The sequence below is a fragment of the bacterium genome, from assembly GCA_036524115.1.
Taxonomy (GTDB): Bacteria; JAUVQV01; JAUVQV01; order JAUVQV01; family DATDCY01; genus DATDCY01.
On record DATDCY010000320.1, the window covers coordinates 1 to 14,825 of the forward strand.

A 14,825-nucleotide genomic window follows, 5' to 3' on the forward strand; every position below is an offset into this window, starting at 1 on the left:
CGCCGCCCGCGGCGGCGAGCAGCACGCACGAGGCCGCGGCGAACGCGACGCGCCGGCCCCCGAGGCGGCGAACCGTCATCGCACGCGCCCGCCGATCTGCAGCACGCTGCGCGGCGTGTAGCCGTTGACCTCGGGCTCGTACATGCGTTCGATCTTCGTCGACGGCACGACGAACTCTCCCTCGCACACCGCGCGCGCATAGTAGACGAAGCGGTAGAGAGTGCCCCGCCAGCCCCAGAGGTCCTGACGAAACGCCGCGACCCGGTCGTCTCGCAGCTCGAGGTGGTCGGGGACGAAGCGATAGTACCCCGCGGGGTCCCAGTAGAACCCCCAGAAGTCCTCGTCGCCGCGCTCCCGGCCCACGACGGCGTCGTTGTCGCGCGGCACGCCCTCCTCGCTCTTGAAGGCGGCGTTGATCGCGACCAGGCCCGCAGGCAGCGGATCGTCGAGCACCGTGAACTCCGAGCCCTGCTCCGGCGGCGAAAACTCGACGGTCACGCGCACGATGTCGCCAACGCGGATCGCGGCCGAGCCGTCCGCGTTCTCGATGCGCTTGACGATGCGGAAGCCGCCGTCGTTCCCGCGCGCGGCGTAATCGACCCGCGGGAAGGTCAGCGCCAGGCTGAAGAGCACCTCGCGGCTGGGGTCCGAGGAGAAGGTCACGGACGGGGATGCCAGGAATTCGGCGACGGGCACGCCCAGCTCGGCCGCCCCCCGCGCCGGGACCTCGAGGACGCGCTCCGCGCCCCCCGCGACGCGCACGGCCACGCGGTGCGGCGCCGCGTTCTCCGCCTCCGCGACGAAGTGGCGCCCGAGCGCGGCCAGCGCCCAGCCGGTGTCGCTGGTGCGACCCCAGCGCCCTTGCACATCCCGGCTCTCGAGGAGCTTGGCGGCGAGCGCGGCGCCGGCCGGGTCGCCCGGGAGCACGCGGTCGGCAAGCAGCAGCGCCATCGCGTCCGGCCTGTTCCGGCCGTTGAATCCGTAGTGGTAGTCGGAGCGCCCGCGCGGCGCCTCGAGCGCGGCGCGCGCCGCCATGCCCAGCTCGTCCGGGGGCATGAAGCCTCCGTACGAGGCGGCGAGCAGCGCGAGAATCCGCGGCTCCCACGCCTGCGTCCCCAGCCCCGCCCGGAACGGGGTGAAGTCCGACGCCTGCGCCTTCCCCAGCCGCGCCAGCAGGTAGAGCGCCATCGCCGCCCCCGCTTCCTCCGGCGGCTTGCGCAGGCGGTCCTCGCGCAGGTAGCCGGCAAGCCGCTGCAGCGCCTCCTCGGGCACCGCCATGCCCGCGTCCCGCGCCTCCGCCAAGGCCGTTGCGGCGTAGAACGTGCCCCAGGGGCTGGCCTCGCGGTCGCCCGGCCAGTAGCCGAAGCCGCCCGCGTCCGTCTGCATCGACAGCAGCCGCTCGACCCCCTTGGCCAGGAACGGATCGGCCTCGTCGGCCGCGATCCCCGGGACCATCCCCTTCGAGAGGATCCCGCGCAACGCCGCCAGAGGCAGCACCCCGGATGCTGTCTGCTCGATGCAGCCGTACGGGTACTGGAGCAGGTAGCGCAGGCCCGCCGTCATCCGCAGGAACGGCGAGCCGGAGATCGCGATGACGGCCGTGGTCTCGCCGAGCAGGTCGCGGTCTGCGACGATGGCCCGCACCTCGGACGGGAGCGACGGGACGAGCGAGGACTCGCCCTTCACGCTTCCGTACCACACCTGCTGCCCCCGCACGTGGCCGCTGCGCACGGGAATGGTGTGCTCCACCGCGTCTGCGTGCGCCCCGAACCTGCCCACAAAGCGCACGCGCGCCTCGCCGGAGCCCTCGGCGCTCCCCGCCACCGCAACATCGGCGCGTTCCCTGGCCGTGAGCGGATAGCTGCGACGCCCGACCGTGAGCACGAGCGGCCCCTCCGCGGCGAGGGCGAAATCCATCACGTCGCTCTCGTCCGTCCGGTTGAAGGCTCCGACAGTGAATCGAAAGCGATCCCCCTTCGTGAAGATCCGCGGCAGGCCGGCCTCGAGGGAGAAGGGCTTGGAGACGCGCAGTGTGCGTTCCGCGGTGCCGAAGGCGCTGCCGGCATCACACGCCACCACCGTGACGCGGAACGCCGTCATCTGGTCAGGCAGCGCGAAGCGCACCTGCGCCCGTCCTTCCGCGTCCGTCGCGAGCGCCGGGTTCCAGTAGGCCACGGGCTTGAAGAGCCGCCGCGTCTCGAGCGCCGTCCCCTCCCCTTCGCCGCCCCCGGTGAGCGCTTCGGCGCGCACAGCCCTGAACGGCGTCTGCGGGATGAGGAACCGGCGCGTGTCGCTGAGGAAGATGCCGAGCGGCAGGTCGAAGCGCGTGATGCCCGCGACGTCCGGCGCGCGGTGCCCGGTGAGCGCGAGCACGGACTCGTCCACGACGGCGACCGCCAGCTCGGCGCGCACGCCACGGCCGCTCTCGCCCCTGACCGCGAGCGCGAGCGTCACCTCGCCGCCAGGCTGCGCCTCCAGCTCCTGCTTCACGCCGGGGGCGATCTCGACCGACAGCGACGCGGGCAGCTTCACGACGGGCAGGTTGGCCACGCCGTGGAGAAATGCCGGCACGCCCTCGTCGATCCGCCCCGTGTAGACCGGGAACGGACCCCGCGGGACGGTGCCGACAAGCGAGGCGTAGACGTTCGGCGCGCTCGCGTCCGTGAGCTCCACCTGCAGCTCCGGAAGCTCTCCCTTGGTCCGCAGCACCTTCGCCGAGAGCACCGCCTGCCGCTCGATTGTGAACAGCCACGCGGCCGCCCGCTGGCGCGCCCCGGCCCGCAGGCGCGCAGTCTGTCCGGGGCGGTAGCGCGGCCGGTCCGTCGAGAGCGGGATGCGCGTGAGGCCCTGCTCGCGCCCCTGCTGCTCGTCCCAGCGCTCCCAGCCAACCTGGAAGCGCGTGGCCGAGGAGCAGACGCTCCGGTCGTCGGCCCGGTGGCTGAACCGCACCAGGTACTCCCCCCAGCCGTCGAAGCTCACCTCGAAGACGGCCCGCCCGTCGCGGATCGGCACCTCGGCGGTCCGGGCGCGCTTCCAGACCTGCTCGCTGACCCAGTAGTCGTTGCCGGCGAGGTTGCGCTTGCGGTAGTACGTCCAGCTGCGCCGCAGGACCTCGGCCGTGAGCGTGCCCTCGCGCACGCGCTCGCCGCCCGCGTCGACCAGGACCGCCGTGACCCGCTGCTCCTCCCCGGCCACCACGTCCTTCGCGTGCGAGGCGATCCCGATCTGCGGTCCGGTCTCGGGCCGCCAGGTCTCGGTCGCCGAGGCCGCGCGACCGTCGAAGTCCAGCACCGCCGCGGACACGACGAACGTGCGCTCGCCCGCGAGCACTTCCGCGGAGACCGGGAACTCGAGCGTGAGGCGCCCGTCGGCGTCGAGGAACGCCTCCCCCGACTCCAGGGGCGCCGTGGCGGCCCCGCCCTCCTCCATCTCGTGGCCGAAGACGTAGTCGTCCCAGCCCTTGACGCGGTGCGCGGAGGGACCGTACGCGAGCTGCCAGCGCACGCGACCGTTCTTCACCGGGCCGCCGGCGTAGTAGCCGCCCTCCACCGTGACGGCGAGGAAGGTCGCCTCGACGGGACGGCCGGTGAAGGTATCGTCCGTGCGACGGCGCGCCGCGAAGCTCAGGCGCGCGAAGTGACGCGGCGGCACGAACTCCTCGACGCGGAAGGTCGCGGTCGCCGGCGGGCCCCCGGCCGGCCGCAGCTCGACGCGGTACTCGCCCAGCGGCGCCGACGCGGGCAGGGACGCCTCCAGGGCCGCCGTGCCGAACTCCGAGAGCACGGCGGGCGCTTCCCGGACCCGACGGCCTCGCGAGTCGGTGATCTCGAAGGTGCACCGTGCGCCGACGGGGGGAACCACCTTCCCGTCCCGGAAGAGCCGGACGATGCCCTTGACGAACACGGTCTCGCCCGGGCGGTACGCGCCGCGCTCGGTGAAGACCACCGCGTTCGCCGGCTCGGGGCGCTCGGTGACCGCGCTCGTCTGGCGGATGCCGGGGACGGTGACGGCGCTGTGCGGCCCTTCGGGGACGGCCTGCACCGCGGCGTCGTCCGCGGTCACGGCGGCCACCGCCTGCAGCCGATAGCCCTCGGGCGCGACCGTGCGCGGGCGCACCTCGGGGCGGTCCGCCGTACCCGCGTAGGAGAAGCCTTCCTTGGCGCCGGCGGGAATGGCGAGCAGCCCGTCGCCGTCCGTCCTGCCGGCGTGGAAGAGCACCCGGTCCGCCGTGAAGCCGGCGACCTCGACGCCCCCGACGGGAAGACCGGTCTCCAGCGAGGTGACCCAGACCAGGGTCGCCGCGCTCCCGGCAAGGCAGGTGATCCCCAGATCGGTCACGTTGAAGAGCGCGGGCTTCGTCTCGGCCGAGCCGCCGACGGCGTTGTCGCGCAGCCGCGCCAGCAGGATCTTTCCCGTGCCGCGCTCCGGGCGCTGCGAGAGCGGGATGGAGAACGACCGCTCCTCGTTGGCCGGGCCCGTGGTGTCGAACAGGTCGCGGCGCGTCCCGCGCCCCGACAGGAAGCGGCGGAGTGGGTCGCCGTCCGGGATCGCCCCGTCGAGCGCCGCGACGAGACGGGCGGCGGCCGCAACCCGATCGGCCCAGGCGCCCTCGCCCTGCGACAGCGCGGCTGCCGGCGAGAGCTGCAGCGTCTCGAGCAGGGTCGATCCCACGTTCACGACGTCGAAGTGGACGAGCTGCCGGCTCGAACGCTCGATCACCGAGCCGACACCGGAGAACAGCAGCGCCGGCGCCTTGTCCGGGAAGAGCACCTCCTTGAGCGTCTCGGTGTACGGCGTGCCGTCTCCCGCGACGAAGCCGCCGGAGAACTTCAGGACGTAGCGCGTGCCGTGCCGGAAGGAGCCGCGGAGGACCAGTGTGTCAGGCTCGCCGCTCCACGTAACGTGAAAGGAGGGAGGGGGCGGCACGATCCGCAGGTGCTCGTGCGCGGCCTGCCGGTCAACCGGGCGCGTGAACCTGACGGTGACGGACTGCTCGGCGAGGTTGGGAGCGATCGCGCGGATGGTGAACGCATCGCCCGGCGCCTGGCCCGGGGCCGGTCGCCCTGCGGGCGCGGCGGCGCCCCCGGGAAGGGGCTGGGCGGCCGCAGCCGCCCCGAGGACCATCGCCAGTACCGCACCTGCGACCGCGGTGGACCACCGTGCGCCACGGACACGTGACATCTCGCCGCTCCTTTCGCCCGCCCGACGGGCCGCTCTCGTGCGCTCTCGACAATCCTCCCCGTTCCCGTTGCATCGTTCGCACCGGGGCACACCCGGTGCCGCGCCACCGCGGGCCCGTCCACGTGGGCATGTTCGAGGGGCGCGGGACGACCCGCGCAGCACGAAAGCGGGTCCGTCGCCAGGATTCTGGCGATGCCCGAGGCTCCCGTCAATGTCCGGCGACGAGTCCCTTCACGGTCCTCACGATCGCCGCGGCCGAGATGCCCTGGTGCTCCAGCAGCTGCGCCGGCGTGCCGCTGCGCGGCATCTCGCGCACCGCGAGCGAGACCACCGGCGTGGGGCTGACGGTGAGCGCCATGCGCACCGCCTCGCCGATGCCGCCTTCCGGGACGTGGTCCTCGACCGTCACGATCGCCCCCGTCTCGGTCGCGGCCGCGGCGAGCGTGGCGACGTCGATGGGCTTGACGCTGTAGAGATCGACGACGCGCACCGCAATGCCTTCGCGCGCCAGCGCGCGTGCACCGCCAGCGCCTCGTGCAGGGTGATGCCTGCGGCGACCAGCGTCACCGGGGCGGCGCGGGCGCGGGGTCGGCGTCCACCGCCCACAACTCCCTCCCGTGGACGCCGTCGTCCGCCCGGAAGTACAGGCGGGAGCCAACGGCGGCCATTCCGCCCGGCCGCAAGTCGAGCGCGCTGCCTGACCCGGGTCGAATGTCCTGGACCATGTGCGTGCCCAGGGTCGTGCCGTCGCTCTGCCAGAGTTCGCTGCCGTTGACGGCGTCCCCCCTCACGAAGAACAGGATGCCGCCCGCACCCTTCAGACTGCTCGGGCCGGGCCAGAACACGGAGTACGGGAAGCCTTTGACCAGGACGGTGCCCTCGGGCGTTCCGTCTGTCCGCCACAAATCCCTGCTCGCCCCCCCGGTCACGAAATAGAGCGTGCCGGCGACGTCCGCGTATTGCCAGACGTCGAATTTGTTGCCGAGCGTGTCGCTGACCGTCGTGGTGCCTGCCCAGGTCCCGTCGCTCTTCCAGAGCCTCGCAGAGGTGCCGTCGCAGGCATCGAAGAAGAGCAGCTTCCCCGAGACGGTCAGACGACCGAGGTACCAGTCCTCCGCGCCGGGATGGCCGTCCCTGACGCGATGCGTACCCGTCGCCGATCCGTCCGAAACCCACAGTTCCCGTCCCTGGCGCGCGTTTGTGGCGGCGAAGAACAGCTGCTGCCCGACGACCGTGAGATCCCGCGGATTGGAGCTGCCTGCGCCCGGGAAGATGTCCTTGAGTCGCACGGTCCCCGCCGCAGAGCCATCGCTCTTCCACAGTTCCTCTCCGCGTAGCCCATCGTTGGCAGAGAAATAGAGCTTGCTGCGAAAGACGCGGAGGCCGATGGGCCGGGAACTTGCCGGGCCAGGCCAGAGGTCCCTGACGCACGTCGTGCCGGCAGCGGTGCCGTCGCTCCGCCACAGTTCGTGGCCTCGGCTCGCATCCCTCGCCACGAAGTACAGGATGCCGCCCAGGGCGACCAGGCTCCTTGGATTGGACCCGCCCGCGCCCGGGGCGATGTCCCGCACCAGCGTCGTTCCCCCTGGCGTGCCGTCGGTCTTCCAGAGTTCCCGGCCGTGCACCCCATCGTCCGCGGTGAAGAAGACACTCCCGCCCACGTTCGTCATGTTCTGCGGCGAGGAGCTGCCGCTGCCGCGCCAGACGTCCTTCACGAGGACCGTGCCCGCGACCGTGCCGTCGCTCCGCCACAGTTCCCGGCCGCCGGAGCCGCGGTCCGCGCCGAAGTAGAGCATGCCGCCAACGTCCGTCAGCTCGTCGGGGTCGGAACCCGGCGTCAGCAGGTTGATGTCCCGCACCAGCATCGTTCCCTGCGTCGTGCCGTCGCTCTTCCAGAGCTCGTCGCCGTGGCCGAGATCGGCGCCCGCGAAGAACGCCGTGTTGTTGACGCACGCCAGTGCCTTGAAATTCTGCCTGTAGCCCAAAGCCGACCGGACGCTTTTGAGCCGGACCGTGCGGGCCACGCTTCCGTCGCTCCTCCAGAGCTCGCTTGGCGTCCCCGGCAGCCCGTGGACCGAGAAGAAGAGGGTGCCGCAGGAATCCGTGAGGCCCGAGGCGTCCTCCGTGGGATCCCCGGGTTTGAGAAGCGGCAGCGTGCCCGCACTCGTCCCGTCGCTCACCCACAGCTCCGAGGCGCCCCCGACGAAGAACAGCTTTCCCGACGAAGGCGTCAGCTCGTGCGGGGGCTGCGTGTCCGCCACCTTCGGAATCCGCGTGACCAGGCGGGTGCCTTCAATATATCCGTTTGTCTTCCACAGTTCGTAGCTCCGGGAAAAGAAGAAGAGCGTCCCCCCGACGACCGTCAGGTTCCTCGGGCCGAGATGCGGCAGGTTCCCGCCGAACGTGGTGAAGGGCGCCGTCCCCGCGGCGGTGCCGTCGCTCCGCCAGACTTCGTTCCCGCCTCCCGGGGCGCGGGTGACGAAATAGACCGCACCCTTGAACACGGTCAGCCATTGGAGCGCCGGAGGGAGCGGCCCCGACGACGGCGACCAGACCAGGGAGGTGCCGGCGGGCGTTCCGTCGCTGCGCCACAGTCCGAAGCCGGAGCCGTCATAGACAGTGAAAAAGAGAACGTCGTTGCAGACCCTCGGGTACGGCTGCACCCCTCCATTGGGGCCGGGCCAGGTATCCGCGACGAGCGTGGTCCCCGCCGCCGTGCCGTCCGTCGTCCACAGCTCTCGGCCGTGGACCCCGTCATCGGCGAGGAAAAAGATCCGGCCCTGTGCGATCGCGAAGCCCCCCGGACTGGAGCTCCGGGGACCCGGGAAGATGTCCGCGACCAAGACCGCGTTGCCGGGCGTGCCGTCGGTCTTCCACAGCTCCGCTCCATGCTCGGCGTCGCTCGCGACGAAGTAGAACGAGCCCTGATGTTCCCCGAGAACGTAGGACGAGCCCGGAGACGCGGGACCGAGGTCCGCCGGGAACGTGCCGTCACGGGTGCCGTCGCTGCTCCACAGCCGCCGGCCGTTCACGCCATCGTCGGCGGAGAACAAGAGTCGTCCCTGAAAGTCGATTCCGCCGTACGGATAGGAGTCCAGCGTCGTCGCATTGACGTCCCTGACGAGAAACGGCGCGCCAGTCGCCGCATGCGCGGCGCCCGGACAAAGCAGCGCGGACACCACGGCGACGACCAGAAGCGGGCGCATCGCGAAGCATTCTGGCGATGCCGGCGCCCCCCGTCAATGTCCGGCGACGAGTCCCTTCACGGTCCTCACGATCGCCGCGGCCGAGATGCCCTGATGCTCGAGCAGCTCCGCGGGCGTGCCGCTGCGCGGCATCTCGCGCACCGCGAGCGAGACCACCGGCGTGGGGCTGCCGCTGAGCGCCATGCGCACCGCCTCGCCGATGCCGCCTTCCGGGACGTGGTCCTCGACCGTCACGATGGCGCGCGTCTCGGATGCGGCCGCGGCGAGGGTCGCCTCGTCCAGCGGCTTGACGCTGTAGAGGTCGATCACGCGCACGGCGATGCCTTCGCGCCCCAGCGCCGCGTGCGCCGCCAGCGCCTCGTGCAGGGTGATGCCTGCGGCGACCAGCGTCACGGCATCAGACGGGCCGGCGCGCAGCACCTTGGAGCCGCCGATCGGAAAGACCTCGCCTGGCCCGTAGAGCAGCGGCGTGGCCGCGCGCGTCGTCCGCAGGTAGACGACGCCGCGGTGGCGCGCGGCCTCCTCGACGAGCCGCTCGGTGGACATGGCGTCGGCGGGATAGAGCACGACGCTGCCGTGGATTGCCCGGAAGAGCGCGATGTCCTCGAGCCCCATCTGCGACGAGCCGTCCTCCCCGATCGAGACCCCCGCGTGCGAGCCGCAGAACTTCACGTTGCCCCCGGAGGAGGGGGTCATGCGGATCTGGTCGGCGGCGCGGCTCCAGAAGGCCGCGAACGTCGATGCGAACGGGACCCGTCCGCGCAGCGCGAGCCCGAGCGCGGCGCCCGCCATGTTCTGCTCGGCGATGTACATCTCGAAGAAGCGCTCCGGGTGCGCCGCGGCGAAGACCTCGGCGTACGTCGAATTGCCGACCTCGCCGTCGAGCACGACCATGTCCGGAATGGCCGGGAAGAGCCGCGCGAGCGCGTTGCCATAGGCGCGGCGCGTCGCGACCGCGACGTCCGGCGGGTACGCCGGCGGCGGCACCGGCGCGGCCTCCCGGCGGGGCGGGGCGACGCCGGGCGGCTTGCGCGGCGCGCCCCGCAGCGTGCGGTCGACAGGGCCCAGCTCGGCGAGCGCCCGCTCGAGCTGCTCGCGGCTCAGCGCCTTGCCGTGCCAGCCGTCGCGGTCCTCCACGAACGAGACGCCCTTGCCCTTGACCGTGGCCGCGATGACCATGGTCGGCCGCCCCTGCGCGGCGAGCGCCCGCTCGTAGGCGGGCAGGATCTGCCCCAGGTCGTGCCCGTCGACCACGATCGTCTCCCAGCCGAACGCGGAGACGCGCCGCTCGTAGGCTGCCGTGTCGCGCCCGTACATGGTCTCGCCGCGCTGGCCGAGGCGGTTGACGTCGAGGACGGCAATCAGGTTGTCGAGCTTCTCGTGAGCCGCGAGCTGCAGCGCCTCCCACTGCGAGCCCTCGGCCATCTCGCTGTCGCCGAGCAGCACCCAGGTGCGGTACGGCAGCCCTTCGATGCGGCGCGCGTTCAGCGCCATGCCGACGCCGATCGGCAGGCCCTGGCCGAGCGAGCCGGTGGCCGCCTCGGTGTACGGGAAGGCGAGCGTCGGGTGCCCCTCGAGGCGGCTGCCGAACCTGCGCAGCGTCAGCAGCTCCTCCTCGGTCACCGCGCCCGCGGCCGCCCAGAGGGCGTAGAGCAGCGGCGAAGCGTGCCCCTTCGAGAAGATCAGGCGGTCGTTGTCCGGGGCGGCCGGTCGCGCGACGTCGTAGCTGAATGCGCCGCCAAAGACGAGGCCGGTCATCAGGTCGGCGGCCGAGAGCGACGAGGTCGGGTGGCCCGAGCCGGCGGCCGTCGTCGAGACAAGGATGTAGTAGCGCACAAGCGCGGCGAGGCGCTCGAGGCGCTCGCGGTCGGTGCCGTTCTGCATGGCTGCCTCCGCGCGAACTAGTGCCCCAGCTCCGTCCAGACGTCCACGTCGCCGCCGCCGCGGCAGCCGGCCCGGCCGGACGCGGCGCGAAAGACCACCTCGGCGACCTCCGAAGGGGGCCGCCCCTGGTAGCCCGAGAGGCGGGTGGACGTTTCGTCCGGATTGACGCAGCAGATCCGCAGGCGGCGCTCCTCCGCGGCGAGCGCCTGCGTGAATCCGCGGACCCCGAACTTGGTGCCGCAATAGGCCGCCATCCCCGCGTAGGCCGTCTCCCCCGCGGCGCTGGCGACGTTCACGATCGCCCCGCGCACGAGCGGCAGGAACGCGTGGGTGACCCGCATGAGCCCCTCGAGGTTGGTGCGCACCTGGCGCTCGATGTCGCGCGCCGTCTGCTCCCGGAAGGGGACGAACCGGCCAACCCCGGCGTTGTTGACCAGCACGTCGACGAAGCCGAAGCGCGACCGCACCCGGCGCGCCAGCGCCCGGACGCTCGCCGCGTCGGTCACGTCGAGGCGCGCGAGCAGGGCCTGGTCCGCGCCGAGCTCGAGACAGCGCCGCTCGGCCGCCTCGCCGCGCCCCTTCCCCCGGCAATACGTGAGGACGATCCGCGCCCCCGCGCCGGCGAAGCGATACGCGGTCTCCCTGCCGATGCCCGAGCTCGATCCGGTGACGAGAACGACTTTGCCTTCCATGCGACCTCCCCGGGCTTGAAAAGCAGGCGGCAGCGACCGCCCGCGGCCATTGCCGACAATCTAGGGCGCGCGGGCCGGACCGACAACCGGATGCCGCCGCGATGCGGCTAGGCGCCGGAACGCGCTTGTGCTAGAAGCAAGGCGCTCGGGTGACGTTGGACAACGGCGCACGGGGTCCGGTGCGGAGGAGGGTCGCGATGAGCGGCACGTCGATCGGCGTTGTGGTCGTGGGTGCGCTGGCTCTGGGCCTGTGCGGGACGGCGGCGGCCGAGATGAAGGACGTCAAGGGCGCCAAGGAGCCGACGCTCTTCTCGCGGATGCCGAATTACAGGATCGCCCAGTACACGGAGCGGGAGTTCGACGGCTTCAAGTTCCGGGTGACGCAGGCGGGCAAGGAAGTGCAGCAGAACGTCGAGGGCCGTCTCTCGTTCTGGAAGCTGGTCTTCGACAAGTCCGGCGGCGCCGCCCAGCCGGGCAAGCTGCAGATCCTGAGGAACTACCAGGCCGCCGCCGAGAAACTGGGCGGCACGGTCGTCTTCGAAAACCCGAACCTGACGACCCTGCGGGTGACGAAGGACAAGAGCGAGGTCTGGGCGGAGGTGGCGTCGGTCGCGACCGGCTCCGAGTACACCCTGCGGGTCATCGAGAAGGAAGCGATGAAGCAGGATGTGGTCGCGGACGCGGAGGCGCTGCGCGAGGGCCTCGCCGCCGCCGGCCACGTGGAGCTGCAGGGCGTCTTCTTCGACACGGGCAAGGCGACCCTCAAGCCCGAGTCCGAGGCCGCGCTCAAGGAGATCGCGAAGATGCTCCAGCAGTCCGCCGGCGTGAAGGTCTGGGTGGTGGGCCACACCGACTACGTCGGAGCGGCGGACTCGAACCTGGCGCTCTCGGCGGCGCGTGCCGCATCCGTCGCGAAGTACCTCACGGCGACGCTCGGCATCGACGCGAAGCGCCTCGGCTCCTTCGGGGCCGGCCCCTATGCGCCGGTGGCCTCGAACGCCGCCGAGGAGGGCCGCGCCAGGAACCGGCGGGTCGAGCTGGTCGTCCAGCCGTAGGCCCGCGCGGCGCCGGCGCCGGCACCGCGGCTTCCGGCAGCGCTGCGAGATCGCCGGGCCGGCGCGATACGGGGTTGACAGCGTCGTCCTCGTCGCGCTACATTCTGTGCATATGCACACAATACGGACAGGCGATGTCGCCGCGGACTGAGAAGCCGCGGCGCTGCCGTTGCACCTTCCGCGGGACAGGATACCGCCCCGTCGGGGTGCCGGCCTGCGGGGAGCGTGTTCCGCTCCATCGCGACGAGCTGGAGGCGCTGCGCCTCTGCGACGGAGAGGGCCTGACGCAGTCCGCGGCGGGCGCCCGCATGGGCGTCTCGCGCGGCACGGTGCAGCGCATCCTCGCGGCGGCCCGCAACAAGGTGGCGACGGCACTCGCCTGCGGCCGCGCCCTGGTCTTCGAGCGACGCCCCGGGCGCCGCAACGAAAGGAGAACACGATGACCCGACGCACCATCCCGATGACACTGCTCGCCCTCCTCCTCGGCGCCTCCGCCGCCCTCGCCGCCGGCGCGCAGCCGGCGCCGCAGAGCACGGCCGAGCTCAAGACCGCGATCGGTTCGAAGAAGACCCCCGTCATCGTCTTCTTCATGAACCCCTACGGCATGCCGTGCAACGCGCAGAACGCGATCCTCCTGGACCTGCAGGAGGCCCGCAAGAAGGACTTCCAGATCGCCTACGTGCGCACCGACCGGCCCGCGGACCAGCAGGCGTTCTACGACTACGGCGTGCGCAGCCTCCCCGCGCTCGTGCTGGTGAGCAGGGGCGGCCTCATCAAGCGGGTCTTTCCCCCGGGGATCCAGAAGGCGGACATCCTCGGCGCCGCGCTCGACGGGGTCAGGGATTGACCCCTCCCCCGGTAGGGCTGGCGCAGGCCGTCGCCGCCGGGGCGACGAGCGTCCTCTCCTCCTGTTTTCTCCCCGTCCTGCCCGTGCTCGTCGGCGGCGCGGGTGGACGCGGCGCCCGGCGCCCGGCGGCGCTGGCGCTCGGCCTCGCCCTCGCCTTCCTGCTGATGGGTGTCCTCTCGTCACTGCGGGGCGACCTGCTCGTGGGTCGCACGCGTCTGCTCGAGGTGGCGGGGACCGGGGTCATCGCGCTCGTCGGCCTCCTCGGTCTCGCGGCCGCTCCCGCGGCATCCGGGGCCGCGCGGCGCGGGTGGGCCACGGCCTTGGGAACAGGGGCGGCGGGCGGCGCGGCGATGGGCCTGTCGCTCGGCCTGACCTGGGTGCCCTGCATCGGGCCGGCGCTTTCCGAGATCCTCGGCGCGGTCGGCTCTCCCGGGACCACTGCGCGCGGGGTCCTCCTGCTCGGGGCCTATTCGCTCGGCCTCGCCGTGCCCCTGCTGGCCGTGGCCTTCGCCGCGCACCTGCCGCTGCGCCGGCTCGCCCGCGGCGTCGCCGGGGAGCGGTTCGTCCGCGTCGGGTCGGCGGCCGTCCTGCTCACCTACGGAGCCTGCCAGGCCGTCCACGGCAACCTCGCCTACTAGCCGCCGCTGCTCTTCTCTTCCAACGGCCTGTCGCCGCGATGCAGCGAGCCCGCGCCTTCACCCCCTCACCTTCCAGATGCCCATCATCCGCCGCAGGAGAATGATCTCCCCGAGGTGATACGCCAGGTGGTCCGCCGCGAGCGCCACCAGCCGTCCCACGGTCCAGCCTTCCATCCACGGACGGGACTGCGAGAGGTCGACCGCGGGGTCTTCCACCAGGGCGGCCATCGCCTCCAGGTCCGCCTTGACGGCGGCGACGCTCCGCCGCCACGACCCCGGCGCTGGGGGCCGGGGGTCGGACGGCCAGAAGCCCTGCGGCCAGGCGGGAGAGCGGTAGGTGGAATCCACGATCGTCTTGACGAAGTCGGACTGGACCGCGCGGATGTGCTCCAGGAGCATCCACGCGCTGTAAGGCGCCCCCTTGGGCACCGCGCCGCGCCGGTCGACCGGGAAGCCGGCCACCGCGGCGTCGAACGGCGGGTGCGAGACCCTGCCCCGCAGCAGGTCCGCCCACTGCTTGCGGAGATACACTTCCCTCGGCGACTGCCTGGCCATGATGGTGCCTCCTTCGCTGATGCGTCCTTCAGCCGTCGGCCGTCCGTTTCCCTGAAGATACGTCGGCGTTCGCCCGTTGGGCCGGCGGGGCTGGAATCCTTGACGCGGCGTGCCGGCATCCCCATATTGCCTGAATGATCGTAGTTTCGCGGGCAATGGCCCTTGTCTCGCTCCTCGGCGCAGGGGGGCTCGACCGGCTGCAGCGGCTCGGCCGCGCCGGAATCTTCTTCTGGCGCGCCCTGGCGCGGGTCTTCGTGCCGCCGCTCGCGCCGGCGAAGCTCCTCGTCCAGGTCTCGACGATCGGCGCACGCTCCCTGCTCGTGATCTGCCTCACCGGCGCCTTCACGGGCATGGTCCTCGGCCTGCAGGGGTACTACACCCTGGTCAAGTTCGGCTCGGAGGGCCTCCTCGGCGCCGCGGTGTCGCTGTCGCTGATCCGCGAGATGGGCCCGGTGCTGACCGCGATCATGGTCACGGCGCGCGCGGGCTCGGCGATGGCCGCGGAGATCGGCATCATGCGGATTGGCGAGGAGATCGACGCGCTCAAGACCATGGACATCGACCCGATCCGCTACCTGGTCAGCCCGCGCATCGCGGCCGCCGCCGTCAGCTTCCCCCTGCTGACCGCGATCTTCGACGTGGTCGGCATCGTCGGCGGCTACCTCACCGGCTCCCTGCTGCTCGGCCTCAGCTCCGGCACCTACTTCTGGCGCGTCGAGGAGAGCGTCGAGATGAAGGACGTCACCGGCGGGTTCATCAAGGCGGTG

The 14,825-nt window shown here is 72.1% G+C and carries 11 protein-coding genes; 5 read left to right on the forward strand and 6 right to left on the reverse strand.

Annotation, left to right across the window (positions count from 1 at the left end; translation table 11 throughout):
- Positions 1–75: 75 nt before the first annotated feature.
- The 5 genes from VI078_15600 to VI078_15620 all read right to left on the reverse strand — a co-directional run bounded on the left by VI078_15600 (position 76) and on the right by VI078_15620 (position 10,963).
- Positions 76–5,181: an MG2 domain-containing protein gene (locus VI078_15600; protein HEY6000710.1), complete on the reverse strand. Its 5,106-nt coding sequence runs from the start codon at positions 5,179–5,181 to the stop codon at positions 76–78.
- Positions 5,182–5,389: 208 nt separating this feature from the next.
- The gene (locus VI078_15605) at positions 5,390–5,671 is read right to left on the reverse strand and encodes a transketolase C-terminal domain-containing protein (protein HEY6000711.1); all 282 of its coding nucleotides are present in this window, start codon (positions 5,669–5,671) and stop codon (positions 5,390–5,392) included.
- Between the two features lie 73 nt (positions 5,672–5,744).
- Positions 5,745–8,387: an ELWxxDGT repeat protein gene (locus VI078_15610; GenBank protein ID HEY6000712.1), complete on the reverse strand. Its 2,643-nt coding sequence runs from the start codon at positions 8,385–8,387 to the stop codon at positions 5,745–5,747.
- 33 nt (positions 8,388–8,420) lie between these two features.
- The gene (locus VI078_15615) at positions 8,421–10,271 is read right to left on the reverse strand and encodes a transketolase (protein HEY6000713.1); all 1,851 of its coding nucleotides are present in this window, start codon (positions 10,269–10,271) and stop codon (positions 8,421–8,423) included.
- 17 nt (positions 10,272–10,288) lie between these two features.
- Positions 10,289–10,963, reverse strand: coding sequence for an SDR family oxidoreductase (locus VI078_15620; GenBank protein ID HEY6000714.1), 675 nt, complete (start codon positions 10,961–10,963; stop codon positions 10,289–10,291).
- Between the two features lie 197 nt (positions 10,964–11,160).
- On the opposite strand from VI078_15620, the gene VI078_15625 reads away from it, so the two are divergent.
- The 4 genes from VI078_15625 (at position 11,161) to VI078_15640 (ending at position 13,503) form a co-directional block, all read left to right on the forward strand.
- Entirely contained in the window at positions 11,161–12,018 is an 858-nt protein-coding gene (locus VI078_15625; protein ID HEY6000715.1) for an OmpA family protein, read from the forward strand.
- 134 nt (positions 12,019–12,152) lie between these two features.
- Positions 12,153–12,461: a DUF134 domain-containing protein gene (locus VI078_15630; protein ID HEY6000716.1), complete on the forward strand. Its 309-nt coding sequence runs from the start codon at positions 12,153–12,155 to the stop codon at positions 12,459–12,461.
- Complete coding sequence (locus VI078_15635) at positions 12,458–12,865, forward strand: thioredoxin family protein (protein ID HEY6000717.1); 408 nt, start codon at positions 12,458–12,460, stop codon at positions 12,863–12,865. The genes VI078_15630 and VI078_15635 overlap by 4 nt, the downstream gene beginning before the upstream one ends.
- Entirely contained in the window at positions 12,862–13,503 is a 642-nt protein-coding gene (locus VI078_15640) for a cytochrome c biogenesis protein CcdA (protein HEY6000718.1), read from the forward strand. Before VI078_15635 ends, VI078_15640 begins: the two co-directional genes overlap by 4 nt.
- A 57-nt stretch (positions 13,504–13,560) precedes the next feature.
- Here VI078_15640 and VI078_15645 read toward each other — a convergent pair whose 3' ends face one another.
- The gene (locus VI078_15645) at positions 13,561–14,058 is read right to left on the reverse strand and encodes a DinB family protein (protein ID HEY6000719.1); all 498 of its coding nucleotides are present in this window, start codon (positions 14,056–14,058) and stop codon (positions 13,561–13,563) included.
- A 134-nt stretch (positions 14,059–14,192) separates the two neighbouring features.
- On the opposite strand from VI078_15645, the gene VI078_15650 reads away from it, so the two are divergent.
- Positions 14,193–14,825 (forward strand): ABC transporter permease (locus VI078_15650; protein ID HEY6000720.1); only part of this gene is annotated, 633 nt, incomplete at its 3' end.